Origin of the sequence: Pyxidicoccus trucidator (assembly GCF_010894435.1) — a bacterium.
In the GTDB taxonomy this organism is placed as follows: Bacteria; Myxococcota; Myxococcia; order Myxococcales; family Myxococcaceae; genus Myxococcus; species Myxococcus trucidator.
The window spans coordinates 64,173-85,865 of the sequence record NZ_JAAIXZ010000031.1 but is presented as its reverse complement, the minus strand read 5'-3'; the positions used below and the strand labels follow the sequence as shown (position 1 = coordinate 85,865).

Annotated in this window: 16 protein-coding genes; 4 read left to right on the top strand and 12 right to left on the bottom strand. The window is 68.8% G+C overall.

All coding sequences use genetic code 11. The features are described from left to right. Positions 1–19 precede the first annotated feature (19 nt). From G4D85_RS46395 to G4D85_RS46370, 6 genes are all read right to left on the bottom strand, one after another. Positions 20–535, bottom strand: a complete 516-nt coding sequence (locus G4D85_RS46395) for a PEGA domain-containing protein (protein WP_164021176.1) — start codon at positions 533–535, stop codon at positions 20–22. A gap of 82 nt (positions 536–617) precedes the next feature. Beyond that, positions 618–1,808 carry a pyridoxal phosphate-dependent aminotransferase gene (locus G4D85_RS46390; protein ID WP_164021175.1) on the bottom strand — a complete coding sequence of 397 codons (1,191 nt, stop codon included), beginning with the start codon at positions 1,806–1,808 and terminating at the stop codon, positions 618–620. Between the two features lie 52 nt (positions 1,809–1,860). Then, complete coding sequence (gene coaD / locus G4D85_RS46385) at positions 1,861–2,346, bottom strand: pantetheine-phosphate adenylyltransferase (RefSeq protein ID WP_164021174.1); 486 nt, start codon at positions 2,344–2,346, stop codon at positions 1,861–1,863. Between the two features lie 45 nt (positions 2,347–2,391). Further along, complete coding sequence (rsmD, locus tag G4D85_RS46380) at positions 2,392–2,949, bottom strand: 16S rRNA (guanine(966)-N(2))-methyltransferase RsmD (protein WP_164021173.1); 558 nt, start codon at positions 2,947–2,949, stop codon at positions 2,392–2,394. 45 nt (positions 2,950–2,994) lie between these two features. Beyond that, complete coding sequence (locus tag G4D85_RS46375) at positions 2,995–4,032, bottom strand: hypothetical protein (RefSeq protein ID WP_164021172.1); 1,038 nt, start codon at positions 4,030–4,032, stop codon at positions 2,995–2,997. A 156-nt stretch (positions 4,033–4,188) separates the two neighbouring features. After that, positions 4,189–5,196 (bottom strand): cation diffusion facilitator family transporter, encoded by a 1,008-nt coding sequence (locus G4D85_RS46370; protein WP_164021171.1) that lies wholly within the window; start codon positions 5,194–5,196, stop codon positions 4,189–4,191. Positions 5,197–5,306: 110 nt separating this feature from the next. On the opposite strand from G4D85_RS46370, the gene G4D85_RS46365 reads away from it, so the two are divergent. The 4 genes from G4D85_RS46365 (at position 5,307) to G4D85_RS46350 (ending at position 11,332) form a co-directional block, all read left to right on the top strand. Continuing rightward, on the top strand, positions 5,307–6,890 hold the full coding sequence (locus G4D85_RS46365) for a sigma 54-interacting transcriptional regulator (protein WP_164021169.1): 1,584 nt from the start codon (positions 5,307–5,309) through the stop codon (positions 6,888–6,890). After that, positions 6,887–7,861 (top strand): alpha/beta fold hydrolase, encoded by a 975-nt coding sequence (locus tag G4D85_RS46360; RefSeq protein WP_164021167.1) that lies wholly within the window; start codon positions 6,887–6,889, stop codon positions 7,859–7,861. The genes G4D85_RS46365 and G4D85_RS46360 overlap by 4 nt, the downstream gene beginning before the upstream one ends. A 244-nt stretch (positions 7,862–8,105) precedes the next feature. Beyond that, positions 8,106–9,950 carry a translational GTPase TypA gene (gene typA, locus G4D85_RS46355; protein WP_164021165.1) on the top strand — a complete coding sequence of 615 codons (1,845 nt, stop codon included), beginning with the start codon at positions 8,106–8,108 and terminating at the stop codon, positions 9,948–9,950. Between the two features lie 305 nt (positions 9,951–10,255). Continuing rightward, positions 10,256–11,332: an isopenicillin N synthase family oxygenase gene (locus tag G4D85_RS46350; RefSeq protein ID WP_164021163.1), complete on the top strand. Its 1,077-nt coding sequence runs from the start codon at positions 10,256–10,258 to the stop codon at positions 11,330–11,332. Positions 11,333–11,372: 40 nt separating this feature from the next. Here the strand turns inward: G4D85_RS46350 and cglE are convergent, their stop codons facing one another. From cglE to G4D85_RS46320, 6 genes are all read right to left on the bottom strand, one after another. Beyond that, positions 11,373–11,975, bottom strand: coding sequence for an adventurous gliding motility protein CglE (cglE, locus tag G4D85_RS46345; protein WP_164021161.1), 603 nt, complete (start codon positions 11,973–11,975; stop codon positions 11,373–11,375). Positions 11,976–12,138: 163 nt separating this feature from the next. After that, positions 12,139–14,193: a TonB family protein gene (locus G4D85_RS46340; protein WP_164021159.1), complete on the bottom strand. Its 2,055-nt coding sequence runs from the start codon at positions 14,191–14,193 to the stop codon at positions 12,139–12,141. Between the two features lie 53 nt (positions 14,194–14,246). Continuing rightward, positions 14,247–14,531 carry a hypothetical protein gene (locus G4D85_RS46335; protein WP_164021156.1) on the bottom strand — a complete coding sequence of 95 codons (285 nt, stop codon included), beginning with the start codon at positions 14,529–14,531 and terminating at the stop codon, positions 14,247–14,249. 186 nt (positions 14,532–14,717) lie between these two features. Further along, positions 14,718–16,178 carry a tetratricopeptide repeat protein gene (locus G4D85_RS46330; RefSeq protein ID WP_164021210.1) on the bottom strand — a complete coding sequence of 487 codons (1,461 nt, stop codon included), beginning with the start codon at positions 16,176–16,178 and terminating at the stop codon, positions 14,718–14,720. 47 nt (positions 16,179–16,225) lie between these two features. Beyond that, positions 16,226–19,885, bottom strand: coding sequence for a tetratricopeptide repeat protein (locus G4D85_RS46325; protein WP_164021154.1), 3,660 nt, complete (start codon positions 19,883–19,885; stop codon positions 16,226–16,228). Between the two features lie 249 nt (positions 19,886–20,134). Beyond that, entirely contained in the window at positions 20,135–21,676 is a 1,542-nt protein-coding gene (locus G4D85_RS46320; RefSeq protein WP_164021152.1) for a tetratricopeptide repeat protein, read from the bottom strand. Between the last annotated feature and the right edge of the window lie 17 nt (positions 21,677–21,693).

Below are 21,693 nucleotides of genomic sequence, written 5' to 3'. Positions count from 1 at the left end.
CGAGACGCGCGCCTCGCGACTACGACTGCGTCTCGGCGGCGGGCTGCGCGGCCTGCTGGCGGCACTCATCCAGCATCCGCTTCTTCTCCACGGCGGAGGCGTTCTTCCACGCCTCGGTACCGGAGAGGTTGCAGTTGACGGCGCCGGGGCCCGTGGCGGGCGGCTCGGGCGGCAGCCACGACACGCGCACGGTCTCCGCGTCCAGGCTGTGCCACGCGCCGGTGCCCGCGTCGACGATGACGGGCACGAGGCCGAAGAGGATATCCAGCACCACCCAGCCCACGCCGACCTTGTTGCGCACCTCGAAGACCTTGTCCTCCAGGCCCTCCTTCTTGAAGACGAGGGTGTAGGAGCGGCGCGGGTCCAACTCCAGCGTGAGCGGCGTCGTGCCCCGCTTCACGCCGTCGATGTAGACGTCGGCCTTGTCCGGCGCGGAGTTGATGGGCAGCGGGTTCGTCTTCGGCGCCAGAATCGTCGCGCACCCGAGCGGCAGGGCCAGCGTCGCGAGCAGCGCGGCAGAAAGGATTCTTTTCATGACTTGCCTCATTTCACGGAGTTAGGGCGTGCATTCCCTAACATCCGGCTTGGAGGCGAGTCAAAAGCGGGCCGGCCCTCACTCAGCGTAGCGCCTGGACCATCTCTCCCAGTCGCGTCAGGCCCTTCTGCAGCACCTCGCGCGAGGTGGCGAAGCTCATGCGGATGTAGCCCTCGGCGCCGAACGGGTCTCCCGGCACCGCGGCGACGCGGAACTCGTCCAGGAGGATTTCCGACAGCTGCATGGAGCCTGTCACCGGCTTGCCCTTGTAGCTGCGTCCGTAGAGGCCGCGCACGTCCGCCAGCGCGTAGAAGGCCCCCTCCGGCATGCGGCAGCGGATGCCGTCCAGCGCGTTGAGGCCGGCGACGAAGAAGTCCCTGCGCACGCGGTACTCCGCCACCATGGTGGCGATGGTGTCCGGCGGCCCCTGGAGCGCGGCGAGCGCCGCCTTCTGGCCGATGGACGAGGCGTTGGACGTGGACTGGTCCTGCACCAGCTGCATGGCGGCCACCAGCGGGCGGGGCCCGGCCACGTAGCCCATGCGCCAGCCCGTCATCGCGTGCGACTTGCTCAGGGCGTTGGTCACGACGAGCCGGGGCACCAGGTCCGGCGCCACGTCGCTGATGCCCAGCCGCTCGTCGATGTAGAGGAGCTTCTCGTAGATGTCGTCGGTGATGATGAAGCAGTCGTGGGGGCGCAGCACCTCGGCGATGCCCTCCAGCGCGGCGCGCGAGTAGACGGCGCCGGTGGGGTTGCCCGGGCTGTTGATGATGACTGCGCGCGTGCGCGGGGTGAGCGCGCGGCGGATGGCGTCCGGGTCCGGCGCGAAGCCGTCCTCTTCGCGCGTGGGGACGATGACGGGGGTGGCGCCCGCCAGCCGCACCATGTCCGGGTAGCTCACCCAGTAGGGCGCGAAGATGAGGACCTCGTCGCCCTCATCCAGCACCGCCTGGCAGAAGTTGTAGAGCGCCTGCTTGCCGCCGGACGTCACCAGCACCTGCTCCGGCGTGTAGCGCAGGTTGTTGTCACGCTCGAGCTTGCGGCAGACGGCCTCGCGCAGCTCGGGGATGCCGTTCGTCGCCGTGTACTTGGTGAAGCCCGCGCGGATGGCGTCCACCGCGGCCTGCTTCACGTAGTCCGGCGTGTCGAAGTCCGGCTCGCCGGCCGCCAGCACCACCACGTCCACACCCTGGGCGGCAAGCGCCTTGGCGCGCGAGTTGAGAGCAAGCGTCGGGGACGGCTTGATGGCCTGGAGCCGGCGGGCGAGTTTCATGACGTGCTGCGTAGCCCGGGAGCGCCCGGGCCGACAAGGGGTGAGACGCCGCCTACGTCCGCCCGCCGAACTTCGCCTTCAGCTTCTCGTTCACGTTGGCGGGCACCAGCCCCGTCACGTCACCGCCGAAGGAGGCCACCTCCCGGACGAGCTGGGAGGAGATGTAGAAGTAGTCCTCGCCCGTCATCATGAAGACAGTCTCGATGTCGGGCGCCAGCTTCCGGTTCATGTTGGCGAGCTGGAACTCGTATTCGAAGTCGGACACCGCCCGCAGGCCGCGGATGACCACGCCCACGTTGCGGCGCTTCACGTAGTCCACCAGCAGCCCGTGGAAGGCGTCCACCTCCACGCGCGGATCATTGTCGCACGCCTCGCGGATGAGCTGGCGGCGCTCGTCCTCGGTGAAGAGGGGTGTCTTCTTCGGGTTCACCGCGATGGCCACGATGAGCCGATCGAACATCTTCAGGCTGCGCTGGATGAGGCTCAGGTGCCCGTTGGTGAGCGGATCGAAGGAACCAGGATAGATGGCGACCGGCATGCGACAGCGAGTCTCGGACGCCCCAGACAGCCGGTCAAGGAATGGTCAGGGGGCCCGGTAGAAGCTGACCAGGGTATCCCCGAAGCGGCGCTGGTCTTCCCGGGTGAGCCCGGCGTGGGCGTCCGGGGCGGCTTCCCGCTTGTCGTGCTCCACCACCACCATGCCGGACGGCGCCAGGAGCCCTGCCCCCACCACCCCGTCCAGCACCGTCTCCACCACGCGCGCGGCGTAGGGCGGGTCCGCGAAGATGATGTCGAAGCGCTCGCTCCGCCGCTTCAGGGCCTCCAGCGCCCGGGACACCGGCTGCGCGAGCAGCTCCACCTGCGCGGTGAAGCCCAGGTGGTCCGTGTTCTCCCGGCAGAGGGCCTGGGCCTCGCGGTCCTGGTCCACCAGCACCGCCCGCCCGGCACCACGCGACAGGGCCTCCAGCCCCAGCGCCCCGGTGCCGGCGTAGAGGTCCAGCACGCCCTGGCCGTCCAGGAACTGGCCCAGCATGTTGAAGATGGTCTCCCGGACCCGGTCCGCCGTGGGGCGGATGTGCATCGACGTCGGCTTGGGGCCCGCCAGCGCGCGGCCCTTCGCACTCCCTGCCACGATTCGCATGCCGAGCCTTCTACACCGCCTCGCGGCGCCGTACAGCGCTGGTGGCTAGTCGCCCCGGCGGTCCGCCAGGAAGTGCATGGAGCCCGTGCCCGAGCGCGTGGCGCCCAGGGCGGAGACCACCTCCATGGCCTCCGAGAAGCACAGGGCCTCCAGCTTGTCGCGCGCGCCCTGCGTCAGCGGGGGCAATTGCTCCTCCAGGACGCTGAGCAGCTCGCCCGGAGGCAGCCCCGCGGCCACCGCCTTCTCCTCCACGCTCGCGCGGACCTCCGGAGGCCAGGCGCCCAGGGCGAGGCGCTCGAAAGCGCCCACGCAGTCCACCTTGCGCACTCCCGCCGCCACGTAGGTGGGCAGGGCGCGCGGCACCCCGGCGCCCACCTCCCCCACCGTCACCACCGCGTCATAGTCCGCGGCCAGGTCCACCAGCCGCCGCACCAGCTCCACGTCAGGCTCGCCCACGCCCAGCGCCCCTTCCGCCACGCGGACGAAGCGCACCGGCACCTTCCACTGCCGCAGCCCCTCCAGCAGCGTGCGGTACGCGTCCAGCGGGTCTCCACCCGAGGAGGCCGGGGCCGTCAGCTCCAGCGACAGCTCCCGCTCCGACACCGGGCCCGCCAGCACGTTCAGCGCCTCCACGGCCGCGTAGGAGTCCAGCCGGGACAGGTCCAGCGACACCAGCGTGAAGCCCGCGTCCACCACGCGGAAGAGGCCCTCCTGCAGCGGGCCCAGCGCGTCCCCATCCACCCGGGCCACGCGCACCGGCCCGGCCTGGAGGAACAGCGGGCGCGCGTGCTCGGCCTCCACCGCCGCCTCGTGCACCGCGGCCACGAAGCGCTCCGCCGCGCCCCGGTCCGCCAGCGGGTGCGGGCACGCCAGCCCCAGCACCGCGTCCTCCGCCCGCGCCGCGCGCAGCAGGCCCGGCAGCGCCCCCTTGGCCTGCACGGGAATGCAGGGCAGCGCCACCGGCGTACGCGCCAGGGCGCGCAGCAGCTCGCGCGGGTTCAGCAGCGGAATGCGCGAGCCGGCGCCCACCCGGGCCACCGTGTTCCCCGGCCTCAACGACAGCACCTTGTCCAGCACGCTCATGGGCCGCGGAGGATTGTCCGCCCGTCCCAGCGGTGCAAGGTGAACCCGCAGTGAGCGTCCTTTGCGCCACGTGCGGCTGCCCACGAGGGCAACGGGAAGGCGGGCCTCATTGCCTCATTGAGGGTGGAGTCACGGGGACCCGGGGCAGCCCGGGCCTCAGTGCACCTCGCCCAGGTGGGCGTAGGTCTCGCTCTCGATCTGGATGGTGGTGTGGTCGATGCCGAACCTGTCGTACAGGTCGTGCTTCACCGCCGAGAGAATCTCGTCGTTGTTGCAGACCATGGGGTCCAGCACCACCAGGTGCGCCGACAGCGCGTAGACGCCGCTGGAGATGGTCCACACGTGCAAGTCGTGGACGGCGGTGACGCCCTTCACGCGCAACATCAGCTCCTTGATTTGAGCCATGTCCACGTGCGCGGGCACCGCCTCCATCAGCACGTCCACCGCGTCGCGCACCAGGCGCACCGCGCCCACCACGATGACCACGGAGATGACCACCGAGATGATGGGGTCCACCACGAACCAGCCGGTGAGCGCCATGATGCCGGCGCCAATCAGCACGCCCACCGACGACAGCGTGTCCCCCAGCACGTGCAGGAACGCGCCCCGCACATTCATGGAGTGGGTGCGGTGCAGGAAGCCCAGCGCTCCCAGGTTGGCCAGCAGGCCCACCGTGGCGACCACCGCCATGGGCCCCAGGTCCACTGGCGACGGCGCGCGGAAGCGCTCCCAGGCCTCCGCCAGGATGAAGCCGGTGATGCCCAGCAGCATGATGCCGTTGAGCAGCGCGCTGAGGATCTCCATCCGGTAGTAGCCGTACGTCTTCTTCACGTCCGCCGGCTTGCCCGCGAACCAGAGGGCCACCAGACTGAGCGCCAGGGCGGACACGTCCGTCAGCATGTGGCCCGCGTCGGACATGAGGGCCAGCGAGTTGGTCAGCCAGCCCCCCACCGCCTCCGCCAGGGCGATGGTCGCCGTCAGGACGAGCGCGAAGATGAGCCGGCGCTGATCCTTCCGCCGCTCCTCCGCCAGGCTCCCCTTCCGGGGGCCGTGCCCATGGCCGTGTCCATGCCCATGGTGGTGATGGTGGTGGTCATGCCCCTCGCCGTGGTCGTGCTCGTGGCCATGCCCGGATCCACTGCGAGTGTGAGTGGAGGTAGTCACGGGAGAGATGGGTGCGGATAAAGCCCGTTCATGGGGTATGAGAGACGAGGATTCGATTTCCGACGACCCGGTGTCCCCAGCCCCGAGCGAGGGGGCACACGGAGGTGGGGATGGACTTCGAGAAGCACCTGAACCTGCACACCATCATCATGCTGAGAGATGTCATCCGCAAGTGGTGGCAGGTGGAGCTCTCGTACGCGGACAGGCATGGGGTGGTGCACGACTGGCAGCGCGGCGACATCGTCCCGCCGCCGAACGACTTCTGCCGCATGTCGCTCTTCTCCAAGGAGGGGCTGCGGCGCTGCGGGCAGTCGGTGCGGGTACTGCACGAGAAATTCAGGGCCAGCAAGAAGCTGCGCCGGGCGCTCTTCCACGATTGCCACCTCAACTTCACTCTCGTCGGGGCCCCTCTTTATATCAACAACGAGTACGAGGGCTTCCTCTTCGTCGAGGGCTTCGCCCGCCAGCCGCTCAGCGCGCGTGACGCGGAGGTGCTCAAGGCGAAGATGCTCCAGTTCGCCCCGCCCAACTCGGACCTGGACCGCGCCGGGGACCGGGTGCCCGTGCTGGACGGCGCCGAGCTGAGCAAGCTGTCCGACCTGCTCGAGTTCGCGGTGACGGAGATCGCCAACTACGAGGTGGAGCTGTCCCGCAAGGACGAGACGCTCCACTCGCTCACCTCGGAGATGAGCGACCGCTACCGCTTCGAGAAGATCATCGGGCGGTCCGGGCCGATGATGGAGGTGTTCCGGCTGATGGAGAAGGTGGCCAACTCCGACTCCACCGTCCTCATCAACGGCGAGTCCGGCACCGGCAAGGAGCTGGTGGCCCGCGCCATCCACCACAACGGGCCTCGCAAGGACCAGCCCTTCGTGGTGCAGAACTGCTCGGCCTTCAACGACAACCTCCTGGAGAGCGCCCTCTTCGGCCACACGCGCGGCTCGTTCACCGGCGCGCTGCGCGACAAGAAGGGCCTGTTCGAGGTGGCCGACGGCGGCACCTTCTTCCTGGACGAGGTGGGCGACATGTCCCCCGCGCTCCAGGTCAAGCTGCTGCGCGTGCTGCAGGAGGGCACCTTCCTGCCCGTGGGCGGCACCCAGCTCAAGGAGGTCAACGTCCGCGTCATCGCCGCCACGCACAAGGACCTGAGCGACCTGGTGAAGCGGGGCGAGTTCCGCGAGGACCTCTTCTACCGCATCAACGTCATCCGCCTGCAGCTGCCGCCCCTGCGCGAGCGCCGCGACGACATGCCCGTCCTCATCGACCACTTCCTGCGCAAGCACCACCGCGACGGGCAGCGAGCGCGGGGGCTGGCCGCGGAGGCCCTGGCCATCCTCGGGGCCTACGCGTGGCCGGGCAACATCCGCGAGCTGGAGAACGAGATTGAGCGGCTCCTGGTGCTGGGCGGAGACCTGGAGACCATCCCCGCCGAGCTCATCTCCAGCCGCATCCGCGACGCCGTCGTCCCCGGGGGCGGCCCCTTCATCCCCCCGCGCGCGCACGGCAAGCTGCACGAGGCGGTGGAGGCGCTGGAGCGGGAGATGATTCAGCAGGGCCTGCTGCGCACCCGCTACAACAAGAGCCGGCTGGCGCGAGAGCTGGGCATCAGCCGCTCCAACCTCATCCTGAAGATTTCCCGCTACGGGCTGGACAAGGGCATGCCCGACGACGAGGCCGAGGTGGGTGAGGCATGAGCCCCGAGCCCCTCTACTTCCACCAGGACCGGCTGCGAGTCCCCGACGGCGCGGAGCTGTACTACCAGGCCTTCGGCGATGGCCTGCCGGGCATGGTCCTCTGCGACGGCCTGGGCTGTGACGGCTTCGCGTGGAAGTACCTGTCCCCCTACCTGGCGCGGCGCCACCGCGTGCTGCGCTGGCACTACCGGGGGCATGGCCGCTCCGGCATTCCGGATGACCGCACGCGCATCGGCATGCTGTACACGTGTGATGACCTGCAGCGCATCATGGACGCCGCGGGCCTGGAGCGCGCCGTGCTCTTCGGCCACTCCATGGGCGTGCAGGTGGCGCTGGAGTTCCACCGCCGCTACGCCAGCCGCGTCTGCGGGCTCGTCCTGCTGTGTGGCAGCTACGGCAACCCGCTGGACACCTTCCACGACTCCACCGTCCTCAAGCGCCTCTTCCCCGTCATCCGCCGCGTGGTGGAGCGCTTCCCCGAGCAGTCCGCCCGCATCATCCATGCCGCGCTCCGCACGGAGCTGACAGTGCAATTGGCCATCAGCCTGGAGATGAACCGCGAGCGCATCGCCCGGAACGACCTGGCCCCCTACTTCGACCACCTGGCCCGCATGGACCCCGTGGTCTTCGTGCGCACCCTGGACTCGCTGTCCGAGCACAACGCGTGGGACCACCTGTCCCATGTGGACGTGCCCACGCTCGTCATCGCCGGAGAGCGCGACAGGTTCACCCCCGGGTGGATTTCCCGGAAGATGGCCGCCCAGATTCCGGGCGCGGAGCTGATGCTCATCCCCGAGGGCACCCACACCGCCCCCCTGGAGGCCCCCGGACAGGTGGAGGTGCGCGTGGAGCGCTTCCTCCGCGAGCAACTGAGCGTGCGCACCTCCGCCAGCTCGCGTCCGCTTCCGCTGGAGGCGGATTCCCAGGCCCCGACACCCGGGCCGACAGAGGGCTCCGCGCCTGGCTCCTGACCCTCGTGGCGGGCAGGTAACGGCGCGTAGTCAGAGTGAAATCATGCGTCCCGGGGGTTGAAGGTCCGGAGACGCGGGGCCGCTGTACCAGGGGGTAGGACCTTCCTGCCTGGCTGGTGGACGTCCGCGCTCATTGCAGGAGTCGCACTCGCGGCATATAAGCGCCCGCCTTCCGGGTTCCAGTGGGGTTCGGAAGCCCCGGGTGTCTCGGGCGTTCCCCCACCTTCATCACAGTTCGGTCCGTATGATTCCTCGCGAAAACATCCGTAACATCGCCATCGTCGCTCACGTTGACCATGGCAAGACCACGCTCGTCGATCACCTGCTGCGGCAGGCGGGCACCTTCCGTAGCAACGAGCACGTCGCCGAGCGGGTGATGGACTCGAACGACCTCGAGCGCGAGAAGGGCATCACCATTCTCGCGAAGAACACCGCGGTCAGCTACAAGGGCATGCAGATCAACATCATCGACACCCCGGGTCACGCCGACTTCGGTGGTGAGGTGGAGCGCGGTCTGCGCCTCGTCGATGGCGTCGTGCTGCTGGTGGACGCCGCCGAAGGTCCCCTGCCCCAGACGCGCTTCGTGCTCACCAAGGCGCTCGCCATGGGCCTGAAGACGGTGCTGGTCATCAACAAGATCGACCGCCAGGACGCCCGCGCGCCGGAAGTGCTCGATCAGGTCTACTCGCTCTATATCGACCTGGGCGCGGACGACAAGCAGCTGGAGATGCCCGTCCTCTACACCGTGGCGCGCCAGGGTCAGGCCTCCACGAAGCTGGAAGAGCCGGGCAAGACGCTGGAGCCGCTGTTCGACGCCATCATCCGCCACATCCCGCCTCCGCCCGCCTCGGAGGAGAAGACCCCGCAGCTGCTCGTGGCCAACCTGGACTACGACGACTATGTGGGCCGTCTCGCCGTGGGCCGCGTGCAGGCAGGTCGGCTGACCCCCAACATGCCCGTCTCAGTCGTGCGCGAGGGGGGCAAGGTCCAGCCTGGCAAAATCGTCAAGCTGTACGGCTTCTCCGGCCTGAAGCGCGTCGAGATTGCCGACGCGGGCCCGGGTGAAATCGTCTCCATCGCCGGCATCGAAGAGGTGTCCATCGGCGACACCATTGGCGACCCCGAGAAGCCGGTGGCCCTGCCCCGCATCACCGTGGATGAGCCCACGATGATGATGATCTTCAAGGTGAACGACGGGCCGCTCGCGGGCAAGGAGGGCAAGTTCGTCACCTCCCGCAACCTGCGTGAGCGCCTCTACCGCGAGTCCTACCGTAACGTGTCCGTCCGCGTGGAGGACACCGAGACGCCTGACGCGTTCCGCGTGGTGGGCCGTGGCGAACTCGCCCTGGCCGTCATCATCGAGAACATGCGCCGCGAGGGCTACGAGCTGACCGCCTCCAACCCGGAGCCGATCACCAAGACCATCGACGGGGTGATGCACGAGCCGATGGAGCTGCTGTTCTGCGACGTGCCCGAGAACAGCGTGGGCGCGGTGACGGAGCGCCTGGGGCCCCGCAAGGGCCGCATGAAGGACATGGGGTCCCTGGGCTCGGGCCGCACCCGCCTCCAGTTCCGCATCCCCGCCCGCGGCCTCATCGGCTTCCGCTCGGAGTTCCTCACGATTACGCGCGGTGAGGGCATCATGAGCAGCCAGTTCGACGGCTACGAGCCGTGGTTCGGCTACATCCCGAAGCGGCAGAACGGCGCCATGGTCTCCGACCGCCTGGGCGACACCGTGCCCTACGCGCTGTTCAGCATCCAGGAGCGCGGGTACCTCTTCGTGACTGCCGGCGTCACCGTGTACGAGGGGATGATCATCGGCGAGCACGCCCACCCCTCCGAGCTGAACGTCAACTGCTGCCGCGAGAAGAAGCTCACCAACATCCGCGCCGCCGGCCGCGACGAGAACGTCATCCTCGTCCCGCCGCGCGAGATGGGGCTGGAGAAGGCCCTGGAGTGGATCGCCGACGACGAGCTGGTCGAGGTGACGCCCAAGTCCATTCGCATGCGCAAGAAGGCGCTGGCCGTGGGCGAGCGCTACCGCGCCGAGCGCGACCGCAAGCGCGAGGAGCGCGCCGCGGGCGAGTAGTCACGCCCGTGAGCTGATGCTGCTGTAGCAGAAGGGCCCGTTCCCGTCAGGGAGCGGGCCCTTCGTGTGTCTGGGGTGGCCGGCGCTCCCATGTGCGTTCCAGGCACAATGTTTCAGGTATGACGACACGCCCTCCCCGGGGGGCAGGTTGACGTCCACTCTGAGCCAGTTTTAAGTTCTCGACAGTCTGGAATTCAGCTCCTCCGTTCCGAGCCTTTTCACTTGAATTGCCTCACGGGGGGCACCGGACGCGCCGCACTGCAAGGGCTACCCCCGGCCCGCAACGGCAATCGAGAGCCCCCTCAATGACTGACTTGCAGACGTTCTGCCTGCCCGACTCCGTGTCCGGGCAGCCGCAGGATATTGAATTGGCGAACCGGATGATTCGCGCGTGGCGGAGCGACGGCATCTTCCAGGTCGCGATGAACCCCACGCTGGAAGGGACGACCGAGCGCGCGTTCGAGTCGAGCCGACGGTTCTTCCGTCTGCCATTGGAGACCAGGTCGTGCTGCGTGAGTGATTTGACCTATAGCGGCTACATCAGGTCCGGCGAGGAGGTCACCGCCGGTGAGGCCGACTACTCGGAGATCTTCACCGTCACCCAGGACGTGTCCTTGCAGGACTCACGGGTGCGGGCGCAGTGGCCCTGCCATGGCCCGGCGCCGTGGCCGGACGCGGACTACCGCCAGGGCATGACAGCCTTCACCGACGCGCTGGGCTCCGTCGGCGAGCGACTGTTGAAGCTGACGGCGCTGGGGCTTGGGCTGGACTTGGACGCACTGACGCGTCTGACGCGGGACGGCTGGCACCACATGCGCGTGCTGCGCTTCCCGGCGCAGTCCTCGAAGTCGGCGCGAGGCATTGGCGCCCATACGGACTACGGGCTGCTGGTCATCGCCGCCCAGGACGACGTGGGCGGCCTGCTGGTGCGTCCGCCGGTGGAGGGCGAGCCGCGGAACCGCAACTGGCTGGCCACCGAGAGCTCCGCGGGCATGTATGAGAATGAGGAGCCGTGGACCTATGTGAAGCCGGTGCCGAAGGTGCTCACCGTATTCCCCGGTGACATCCTGCAATTCATTACGAATGGCTATCTGCTGTCCACGCCGCACCAGGTCCGGCTCAACACGCGGGAGCGCTACTCGATGGCGTACTTCCACGAGCCCGCCTTCGACGCGTGCGTCCGCCCGCTGATGGGGCCGCCGAGCGAGGAGTTCATCCACTACGGCACGCACTTCACCAACATGTTCATGCGGTGCTACCCGGACCGCGTCACCACGCGGCGCATCCTGGATGAGGACCGCCTGTCCATCCTGGCCGGGCTGAGGGAGGCCTCCGTCGAGGCATCCGCGCCGGTGCCGGTGCGCAGGCGCGCGGTGGCGTAGAGCCGCCACACGGGCGCGGGCTCGAGGCCTCGCGCAGGGCTCAGAACGTGTACTTCACCTTCGGGAAGATGGAGAAGGCGGTGATGTTGGGGCCAATCACGTAGCGGGCCAGCAGGTCCGCGCCCACGGAGAAGTGGTCCATGCCCGTGGCGTACTCGATGCCGAAGCCGAGGCCTGCGTTCGGCGCGCTGATGGCGCGGCCCGGGTCGCCCGCGTCGGGGTCCACCGGCGCCGGGTCCAACCGCGTGTAGCCCGCCACCACCTTGGGCGTCAGGAACAGCCGGTCCATCACCCGCACGTGGTACGCCGCCGTGGCGTCCAGGAACGTCATGGTGAAGTTGTCGGACAGCGCGCACGTCTCCGTGCCCGGCAGGTATCCCGCGAAGCAGTTCTGCGCCGACGAGCCGAGGCCGAAGTGCGCCCCCAGCGACAACTTCTCCGTCAGGTCGTACCCCAGCCCGAGCTGCAGGTACGTCTGCGCGTTCGAATAGGCGTTCTCCCCGCCGAGGGTGAAGAACACACCGATGTCCGTCTCGGTGAAGAAGCCGCGACGCGGCTGGAACTCCACCCCCTCCGGAGGCGTGGCCGCCAGGGCCGGAGACGACAGCAGCGCAAGCGCGGCGATCAGCTGGGACTTCTTCACGGGTCCTCCCGACACGCGTGCCCTCCCGGCGCATCCCGGGAGCGGCGCTGGACGTTAATGATGCCCCCCGCCTTCCGGCAACGAGGGGCGGAAATGAAAGTGGCGTGGACCGCTTCGTCCACGCCACTAGAGAACATCTATGTTGCCGACCCGGCGGCGAGGACTACCCCTCGCCGCCCTCACCACCGGCCGGCGAGAAGAGCCACGGGTAGGTGACGGACACCACGCCGCCTCCCTTGGGCTCCGGGAACTTCCAGCGGCGGATGCGGGACAGCATGCACTGCTCCGCCTTGGAGTTGTTCAGCGTCGTCTCGGAGACGTTGGCGTCCGACACCGCGCCCGTCGGGTCGATGGTGAAGGCCACGGCCACCTTGCCGGCGAGGCTCGGGTCCTTGTTCAGCTCGGACTCGTAGCAGTACTTGATCTCCCCCTGGTGGCGCCGGATGACCTTGGCGATGACGTCCTTGTCGAGGCCGCCAACCACCGTCGTCTTGCCGGGAATGACCTTGGTGATGGACTTGCCGCGGCCGCCCAGGTCGATGCCACCCGAGCCACCCGCGCCGCGCCCCGTGCCCTGCGTGCCCAGGCCACCGATGCCCAGCGCCGTGCCGCCACCGCCGGTGCCCGTGCCGCGCGAGCCCAGTCCGCCCACACCCTGAGCGTCACCCATGGCCGCGCCGCCCTTGAGGCCGCCCAGCGCGTTGTTCAGGCCGGTGCCGAAGCCGCCGGGGCCGAACACGTCCGAGGCTCCGCCCTTCAGCCCCTTGAACGCGCCCAGCAGGCCGACCTTGCCAACCACCTGGCGGTCCTTCTCCTTCTTGTTCCTGTCCACCACCGGGGTGCCCGGCTTGGAAGGCGCCGCCTCCGCCTGCTTCGCCTCCTCCTTGCCGAACTTGCCCTCCTCGTCCTTCGCCTTGGCGCCCTCCTCCACTCCCGTCAGCTGGAGCTTCTTCTGCTCCAGCTTCTTCTCGGGGGTGATGAGGAACTTCGCGACGCGCTGCTGGTCCGAGAAGATGTCCGCCGACTCGGGCTGCTCAGCGCGAGGCGTCAGCACCATTGCCAGGATGACCGCCAGGCCCGCCAGGAGGCAGATGCTGGTGATCTTGAAGAAGGTGAAGTCCGCCTCGGCCAGCGAGTTCGCCGCAATCGCAGGCGACGGCCGCACGTAGCGCGCCACGAAGGACACCGTGCCGAGTGACACCTCGACCCGGTCATGCAGGCCCAGCGTGAGGACCTGCTCCTTGTCCTGCGACACCGCGCCGGTGAGCGCGCCCGCCGAGCGGAGCGCGTCCTTGGAGCGCACGTCCCCGCGGTTGGTGACGATGAGGCCCGCACCCGCCGGAGCACGCACCTCCAGCTTGTCGGCGTGGCTCACCGCCAGCACGTGACGCTGCCCCACCGACGGCGAGAAGACGTTGAAGAAGTTCTTCTTCCCCTCGCCGATGGTGACGGGGACGCCGTCCTTGAAGTGCTGGACCTCCAGCAGCTGGTCGCCCCAGAGCATCGCCACCTGGAGCACCTTCGCCTCGGGGGCCGGCATGGCCTCCGGGGGCAGGGGCTCCTGGAGGTGCGCCGGCTTCGACAGCTTGACCGGCGCCGTGGCCGGCGGAGTCGCCGTCCGGGCCGGGGCCGAGGGCCCGACCTTGTTCGTCACCGGAGGCGCCACGGGGGGCGCCATCGATGCCACCGGACGCTCCGTGCGCACGGACATGCCGGACGCCGACACCTCCATGCGATTGCCGGACATGGGTGCCGACACCATGCGTGGCGGGTGCTGTGCCGAGGGTGGTGTCACCACCTCCGGCACCGTCACCACCACGGGTGCCCGCTGCGTCGTCACCGAGCCCTGGAAGACAGGCCCCGTGACTTTCGCGCCCGCGGGCACGTGACGGAGGGGCTCGGGAGCTCCGAAGAGCACCTCCACCCGTGTGCCACCCACCATCAGGACATCCCCGGGCTTGAGCGCCGTGGGGAGGACCAGCCGCTGGCCCCTCACCTCCGTGCCGCTCTCGCTGCCGAGATCGATGGCCGTGACTGAGCCATCCTTGTCCACCTTGAGCATCACGTGGAGGTTCGAAACCCTCGGGTCCTGAATCTTCACCGCCGCTTGGGCGCCCGACCCCACAATGATGCTCTCCGCTTCGGACACGGCCTCAACCGTGGAGCCATCAGGCCCGGTGATTCGAAGCGTCAAGCCGTTGTTCTTCGCCGCCGCCATGAGGATTCTTCCTTCTTCCCTTCCGCTCCCGAAAACGACTGACCGCCGCCGCCCTAAAGGTTATCGACTGACTTCTGCAACTCCGGGTCGAAGTTCTCCCGGACCTTGATGAGGCTCTGGAAGTCCGACTTCTTGCGGTGGAGCACGTACGAGCCCTCCGGCTTCGTGAGCTCGCCTTCCACCGCGACGTCGGTGAAGTCGATCACCGTCTTCTTCCGGAAGACGGTGCGGTCCTCCTCCTGGATGACCTTCACCGTGTCCTTCGACTCCTGCGCCACCGCAACCGCCGGCGCCATCCACAGCCCCATCACCACCGCCACCGATGCCAGTCGCCTCATACCGAGCCTCCCTAATCGCTCCATCGGGTGAGACAGCGGGTCTTCCTACAGGTTCCCGCGGGTCCATTGCACAGCGCGATCCAAACCCAAGTCCCTGAATCCTAAGGAACTTGCCTGCCGCCTGCCACGTGCCGGCCCGGCAGGTGGAAAAAACTTCCACCACCTGACCCGCACAACTGCCGTCCGCTAGGGCGCCGGTGTGGGCGCGGGGGCCGCGTTCTGGGGCGCAGGGGGCGTTCCAGTGCCCGCCGGGGCCCCTCCCTGTGCGGGAGCCGCCGGAGCCACGGGAGCCGCGCCCTCGGCGGAGGCCGCACCCTCGACAGGTGCCTCTCCCTCGGCGGGCGCCGCGCCCTGCTCCTGCGGCAATTGCTGGAGCATGGAGCCCCCGCCGCCGGTGGCCTCGCCCTTCTTCTCACCTTCGCCTTCACCTTCCGCCGTGGCGGCGGGAGGCTCGGGCGGTGGGGCCTTGAGCATGTTCTGCAGGCCCTGCACCTTGGCGGTGATCATCTGCCGGTCCTGGTCCGTCGTGGTCTGCAAGCCCTTGCAGCGGTCGAGGAATGCGATGGCCTTCTCCCAGCCGGCGCGATCCGCGGCATACGCCCACCCGGCGCCGCACACGGCCTCCGGCAGGTCCGCGCGCGTGGCGAGCACCTTCTCGAAGGCCTCACCCGCGGCGAGGCCCTTCTTCGAGTCGCGGCCCTTCTGCCCGTCCAGCGCCCAGGCCAGGTAGAGGCGGGCCTCCGGGGAGTCCGGCTCCAGCTCGGTGGCCTTGGTGAAGGAGCGCTCCGCGCCGGTGTAGTCGCGGTAGCTGAGCGCCATGGCGCCGAGGTTGAGGAAGCCCGGAGCAAACTTCTCGTCGAGCGCCACCGCCTTCTGGAACTGGGCGAGCGCACGGGAGCGGTCCTCCAGCTTCAGGTAGACCATGCCCAGCAGGTTGTAGATGGTCGGGTCGTTCTCCGCGTGCTTGCGCGCGGTGCCGGCCAGCAGCTCCGCCAGGCGGTACTGCTCGCGGGCATAGGCCACCTGCGCGAGGTTCTTGTACGCCTCCGGGTTGTCCTTGTTGCGAACCAGCACGCGGCGGGCGGCGGACTCGGACTCGTTCAGCTTCCCCGCCAGCCGGTAGGTAATCGAGAGGCTGTTGAGCAGCGAGGCGTCATGCTCGCGGCCCGGCGTCTTCAGCGCCTTGTCGAGCACCACGACGGCGTCGTCCGAGCGGCCCTGCTGCCGGTGCAGCACCGCGAGGTTGACGGCGGAAGGCACGTGGCCCGGGTCCAGGAGGAGCACCTTCTCGTAGGCCACCCGCGCGTCGTCCTGGCGGCCCTGGCGCTCGGCGATGACGCCCAGGTTGAACTGCGCGTTGAGGCTGCGCGGGTCCTTGGAGAGCGACTTCTCGAAGCCCTGGCGAGCGCCGTCCAGGTCCCCGGCCTCGTACGCCTGGAGCGCCGTGGCGAACAGCTCCTTCGCGCCTCCGCCCGCCGGCACCGGCGCGGGCGCCTGCTGCTGCGCCTCGGGCGTGGCCTGCTTGGAGGCCGAGGGCGCCGTGGGCGCCGGGGTCTCCGGCAGGACCGACGGCTTCGTCTGGGGTCCCGACGCGCACGCGGCCGTGAAGGCCAGCGAGCCGGCGAGGAACGAGCGGAACCATTTCATCTGCGTCTTCCCTGTCCCTGCATGAAAGAAGTTGAAGCGGTTGCGCGTCACGGCCGCACCTCCCCCAGCGAAGCGGTGGGCGCGGGAGCATTCTCCCCGGAGGAGGGCTCCTGCTGGGCCTTGTCCGCGGGCGCGGCCGGCGCGGCCGGCTGCTCCGGAGTCCCGGGCGCAGGAGCGGGAGCGACGGAGGCCTCGGCGGTGCCGTCCGGCTGACGGGCCAGGTCCGCGCGGCCCAGGGAGTCGCTGCCGCGGTAGCCCACCTGCCGGACCTGCGCGTAGGCGCCCGGCCGGTAGCGGTTCACCTGGTCCTGCGCGGCCAGGGTCCACTGGCTGTACACGCCCAGCTCGTAGGCCTTCTCCAGCGCCTTCTCAAGCGCCTCGGTGGCCTTGTCCTCCAGCGGCAGCGCGAGGGTCTCCAGCTCACCGCGGTACATGGAGAGCTGGTCCTCGTCGAGCCCCTGCGGGTCCGGCGAGTCCATGATGTTGCGCGCGAAGTCCGCATACGCGAGGCCGATACGGGTGAGCGCGGCGATGCCCCACTCGCCCGAGCCGGTGGCGAGCACCGCGAGGTACTCCTTCTCCACGCGCTGGATTTCCTTCTGCTTGGCATTCAAGTCGCGGCGGATGGTGTTCACCCGCGAGAACTTGATGTCCGTGTAGCGCTTCCACGCCGGCTCCAGCGCCAGGAAGCGCGCGTGGCCGTAGGCATTGACCACCGCCACGTCCTTGCGCGCGGCCTCGGGCAGCTTGTTCCAGCCGCGCACCAGCTCGGCCTGCGCACGCTCCTGCTCGCGCACATTCTTCAGCTGCTGGTACGCGAGCAGCTCGTGGTAGCGCGCCAGGTACACCTGCTGCGCGGAGGAGCGCGAGTCACGCCCGTACGTCTCCGCGAAGGACGCGAAGGCCCGGGCCGCATCGGTCCACTTCTTCTCCTTCTCCCAGACCAGGGCGATGGAGTACGCCACCTGCGGCACGTCCTTGCGGTCCTTGAAGCGCGTCACGTAGGCGGTGTAGGCGGACACGGCCTTCTGCGGCTCGCCCGCGCCCTCCCACCAGACGCCCGCGTTGAACTGCGCGTCCGCCACCCAGGCGCCGGCCTCGTCCACCAGCGCCTTGCGCTCGGCGGCCCGCTGCGCGCGCTTGGAGTCCGCGTCCTCGGCTCCCGGCGTGTCGCTCTTCTGCGCCGTGGCCTTGCGCTCCTTCGCCTTCTTCCCCTCGGACTCCCGCGCCTTCACCTCGGCGTCGTACTCGGTGATGAAGGACTCGGCCATGGTGGCCGCCTTGCGGTACTCGGCCACCTTCTCGTAGAGGCCGGCCAGCGAGTAGCGCGCCTTCAGCTCGAAGGGGCTGCGCGGGTACTCCTTGAGGAAGCGCTCGCCCGCCTCGAGGCCGCGGTCGATCTCCCCCGCCTCCTGCGCAATCACCATGGCGTAGGTGAGCGCGCGGTCCGCGTTCTCCGACCTGGGGAACTCGGCGACGAACTTGAGGAACTCCTCGGCGGCCTTCTTCGGGTTCTTCTCCTTCTTGTAGACGACCTCGTCCACCCACTTGTAGTGGCTGCCCTCCACCACGCGGGACACGCGGGTGGCGAAGTCCGTGCCGGGCTTGGACAGCTTCTTGTTGGCGAGGAACTTCCGCGACAGCGTGCTCAGCTCCAGCCACTCCTCGCGGCTCTCCAGCACGTACATGGTGAGGTCGGCCGCGTCGCGCGAGCGCCGCTCCTCGGGGAACTTCTCGATGATTTCGCCGAAGCGCCGGGCCGCGTCCACGAAGTGGCTGCGGTCGTAGAGGATGACGGCCGCCTGGTAGCGCAGGTCGATTTCGTCCTGCGTGTCCGGGTACAGCTTCACGTAGATGTCGCACGCGGAGACGAGGCGGTCCTCGAACTTCGTGAGCGGCTCCTCCTCGCGCTCCTTCGCGTCGCGCTTGACGATCTTCTGCTTCGCGACGTCGCCCTTGTCCTTCTTCTCGTCGACCTTCTGGCCGTCCTTGAGGTCGCTCCTGGCGAGCTGGCCGCGCTCGATCTTCACCAGCTTGTCGTAGGCGAGGATGGCGTTGTACGCGGCGCTCTTGCGGTACGTCTCGTTGGAGACCTCGCGCGCCGTGTCACGGTCCGGAATCTTGAAGGCCACCACCGCGTCGTACTCGGCGGCCGCGGCCTGCCACTCCTCCAGGGCCCAGAGGATTTCGGCGTAGAAGAACCGGATGTTGAAGGCCGAGTCCGCGACGAAGTCCGGGTTGGGGCTGGAGGCGAAGGCCTCCACGTACTGCTTGTAGATGTCGCGCGCGAGCCGGTAGGTCTCCACCTGGCGCGTCTTCTGCGCCTCCTGGTGGTACTCCGTCACCATGACGCGCATGGCCTCTTCGGTGACGTTGAAGGCGTTGCGCAGCACGGGCGCCTGGCGCTCGTTGGCCTTCCACCAGTCGCCGCCGGGGCTGTACAGGTCCACCATCCGCTTCATCTCCTTGCGGACCTGCTGACGCTGGCGGAGTCCCTCGTAGGCGCGGACGATGGCCTGCTGGTACTCGGGGGCGTTGGCGCCCATGGGCTCGTCGTCCACGAGCGTGCGGTAGGTGAGGATGGCGCTGTCGAAGTGGCCCGCTTCCACCAGGCCCCCGGCCGTCTTGGCGATGAGCCGGCCCTGCCGCTTCGCGGGGGCATTCTGCTTGAAGTAGCTGATGGCCTCCTTCGGCTGATCCAGCTGCACGTAGAAGACGGTGAGGTCGTTGAGCGCCTCGGTGCGCAGGTCGCCCAGCTCCTCCTTCTTCGCGGAGTAGTCCACCACCTGGTGGAGCTTCTTCATGCCCTCCGCGTAGTCGCCGGTGTTGAAGTCGCACCAGGACAGCTTGTAGATGGCGTACGCGAAGATCTTCGGCACGCCGGTGTCGCGCGCCTTCTCGTAGTTCTGCTTGGCGGGGACGAGCTTGTTGTTCTCGAAGTAGTGGTTGCCGAGCTGGATGTACGCGTCCGGCACGAACTCCGACTTCGGGAAGTCGCGGATCAGCTCCTCGTAGCGGGCCACGGCGGCGTCACGGCGCCCCAGCTCGTAGAGGTTGTAGCCCATGGAGAAGAGGATCTCGTCGCGCTGCGGGTACTTCGGGTACGCGCGGAGGATGTCCTCGTAGATGGCCATCGTCTCGGCGCGGTAGCGCTCGCTCTCGCGATGGTCCTGCTTGGGCTCCTCGCGCTTCTCGCCCCGCGCCAGCGCCGCGTCGTACTGCTTCTCCGCGGCGAGGAAGCGGTCCATCTCCAGGCGGTAGAGGTACTGGGACTTCTCCCAGTACAGCTCCGACAGGCGGCTGAGCATCTCCGCCTTCTGCACGTTCTCGTCATGCAGCTTGCCGACGAGGCGCTTGAGGGCCTCGATGGCCTCGTCGCGCTTCTTGTCCGCGAGCGCGTCCTTCTTGGAGTCCGCGATGCGGGGGACGTCCGCGAACTTCGCAATCGCCGGCTTCACCCGCGCGGGGCCGCTGCGCACGTCCTCCGGGGCCACGCCCGGCGGAGGTGCCTTCGCCTCTTCCTTCTTCTCCGCCTGGGCCTTCTTGCCCGAAGCCTTGCCCTTCTCCGCAGTACCGGAGGTCTTCGACGCCGCCGCCGCGGGCTTCCTCACCGCCTTGCGAGCCGGCGCTTCCGCCGCCTCTCCCACCCCACCGGCTGCGAGCGCGACGCCCACCGCCAGTGCACCGAAACGAAGCACCACCTTCATGCGAGCTCCTGCCGTGAAGCCGACCCGGCACGTGGGCGGCGAAGCGCCCACTGACAAGGGACGACGGAAAGTAGACGCGCACTCCAGGATTGAGAAGTGGCGTGGAACGACTCTTGCGGACCGTAACCCGACGTCAGTCCATGGCTTTTTCCGCTGGCCGACAACGACAGAGGGGGCGGCCCCGGCGCCAGCATTGCGCGGAGGCGGCCCCCTCGTGGGTACAGCCGTGGGCGACTGTGGCCCATGGTCCTACTGTTGCTGTTGCTCGGACGTCTTCGCCGGGCAGCCGCGCTTGAGCGTGTACTGGTAGTAGCCGATCTCGTCGATCCAGAACTCGCCCTGGAACTTCCAGTAGTTGTAGTTCGCACCCGGCATCTTCGGGCGGTAGAGCGACTGGCGCGTCAGCAGCGTCTTCTGGTCCACACCGGCCTGGAGCAGGTCCTTCTCGTCCAGCGCCGTCTGCACGCGGATGATTTCGGCCTGGTCGGAGAAGGTGCGCAGGTTGTCCGCCGCCTCGCGGATGCGGCTCTTGGCCAGCGTGCCCCCGACCTGCAGGAGCGTGCCGCGCACCTCCTCCAGCGAGCCCATCGTCTGGGCCGACATGGGGGTGCCGCGCCAGCCACCGCCGCTCAGCGAGCGCTTCTCCTGGTCCACCTGGTCCAGCATCCGCATCACCTCGCGGATGCGCTCGTTGTTGCGCAGCCACAGGTACACCGGGCGCGGCAGCCGGCGATTCTCCGCGGCCACCAGGTTGTACGCCTGCACCAATTGCACGTCGTCGCCGGTGAAGGGCTCCAGCTGCTTGGCCATGGGGCCATACAGCTCGTCGAAGGCCGCCAGCGTGGTCTTCACCTCATCGTAGAGACACGAGTAGTAGTAGACGGTCGCCTTGAGAATCCAGGACTCGGGCTGGAAGGCGCCCTCGAACTGAGGCGCGTGGAGCGCCTGGAGGCTGCCCAGCGCGCCGCCGAAGTCCTCGTTCTGGAAGCGCGCGAAGCCGTTCTCGAAGAGGGACTGGTCCCAGTAGCGCGCATGGCGCGGCACCTGCTCGTAGGCGGCGGTGGCCTCCGCCTGCTCGCCGCGGCGGTAGTGCAGGCGGCCCAGGCTCAGCATGGCCAGGTGCTGCGTGGGCTTCAGCTCCACCTGCGGGTCCTTCGCGGCCAGCACGGCCTTGAAGGCGGAGACGGCCTCCTTGTCCAGCCCGTCGCCCTCACCGGGACGGCCGGGGAAGCGCGGGTCGGACAGGACGACGCCCAGCAGGTAGCGGGCCTTGGCGTAGACGCGGCTGTCCTTCGGGACGGCCTCCAGCAGCTGGCGGGCCTCCTCGAAGCGGCCGCGGCGCTGGCTCACCGTGCCCACGAGGTAGTTGATGCGGGCCAGCACCTCCTTGGGCAGCGTCACCCACCTGTCCCGCACCTCGTCGGTGTAGGCCTGGTTGAGGATGCTGGGGATGAGGTTCTGTTCGTCCAACTGCTGCTGCATGTCCACCAGCCCCTCCACCGCCTTGAGGTACGAGGGGTGCGAGGGCCCGGCGTTGACGATGGCCGCGTAGGAGATGAAGGCGGAGACGGGCAGGCCCTTCTTGGCGAGGGACTGCGCGAGGAAGTACTCCGCCTTGCCCTTCACGTCGGCGTCGGCGGCGCCCTCGGAGAGCTGGAAGAAGAGGGGCGCGGCGGTGTCGTAGTCACCGGCGTTGAAGGCGGCCAGCGCGCGGTTGTAGCCGCCCACGTCCTGCTGGGCGGGCACCGCGAGCGGCGCCAGGACGACGAAGAGGCTGAGCAGTCGTTTCATGGCGAGTGGGGCCTTCA

What these genes read in the sequence shown, in the direction of transcription:
- G4D85_RS46365 (WP_164021169.1), top strand. Translation starts at nt 5,307, where the DNA reads ATGGACTTCGAGAAGCACCTGAACCTGCACACCATCATCATGCTGAGA.
- G4D85_RS46375 (WP_164021172.1), bottom strand. Translation starts at nt 4,032, where the DNA reads ATGAGCGTGCTGGACAAGGTGCTGTCGTTGAGGCCGGGGAACACGGTG.
- coaD (WP_164021174.1), bottom strand. Translation starts at nt 2,346, where the DNA reads ATGCCGGTCGCCATCTATCCTGGTTCCTTCGATCCGCTCACCAACGGG.
- G4D85_RS46335 (WP_164021156.1), bottom strand. Translation starts at nt 14,531, where the DNA reads ATGAGGCGACTGGCATCGGTGGCGGTGGTGATGGGGCTGTGGATGGCG.
- G4D85_RS46330 (WP_164021210.1), bottom strand. Translation starts at nt 16,178, where the DNA reads ATGAAATGGTTCCGCTCGTTCCTCGCCGGCTCGCTGGCCTTCACGGCC.
- rsmD (WP_164021173.1), bottom strand. Translation starts at nt 2,949, where the DNA reads ATGCGAATCGTGGCAGGGAGTGCGAAGGGCCGCGCGCTGGCGGGCCCC.
- G4D85_RS46390 (WP_164021175.1), bottom strand. Translation starts at nt 1,808, where the DNA reads ATGAAACTCGCCCGCCGGCTCCAGGCCATCAAGCCGTCCCCGACGCTT.
- G4D85_RS46320 (WP_164021152.1), bottom strand. Translation starts at nt 21,676, where the DNA reads ATGAAACGACTGCTCAGCCTCTTCGTCGTCCTGGCGCCGCTCGCGGTG.
- typA (WP_164021165.1), top strand. Translation starts at nt 8,106, where the DNA reads ATGATTCCTCGCGAAAACATCCGTAACATCGCCATCGTCGCTCACGTT.
- G4D85_RS46395 (WP_164021176.1), bottom strand. Translation starts at nt 535, where the DNA reads ATGAAAAGAATCCTTTCTGCCGCGCTGCTCGCGACGCTGGCCCTGCCG.
- G4D85_RS46350 (WP_164021163.1), top strand. Translation starts at nt 10,256, where the DNA reads ATGACTGACTTGCAGACGTTCTGCCTGCCCGACTCCGTGTCCGGGCAG.
- G4D85_RS46340 (WP_164021159.1), bottom strand. Translation starts at nt 14,193, where the DNA reads ATGGCGGCGGCGAAGAACAACGGCTTGACGCTTCGAATCACCGGGCCT.
- G4D85_RS46325 (WP_164021154.1), bottom strand. Translation starts at nt 19,885, where the DNA reads ATGAAGGTGGTGCTTCGTTTCGGTGCACTGGCGGTGGGCGTCGCGCTC.
- G4D85_RS46360 (WP_164021167.1), top strand. Translation starts at nt 6,887, where the DNA reads ATGAGCCCCGAGCCCCTCTACTTCCACCAGGACCGGCTGCGAGTCCCC.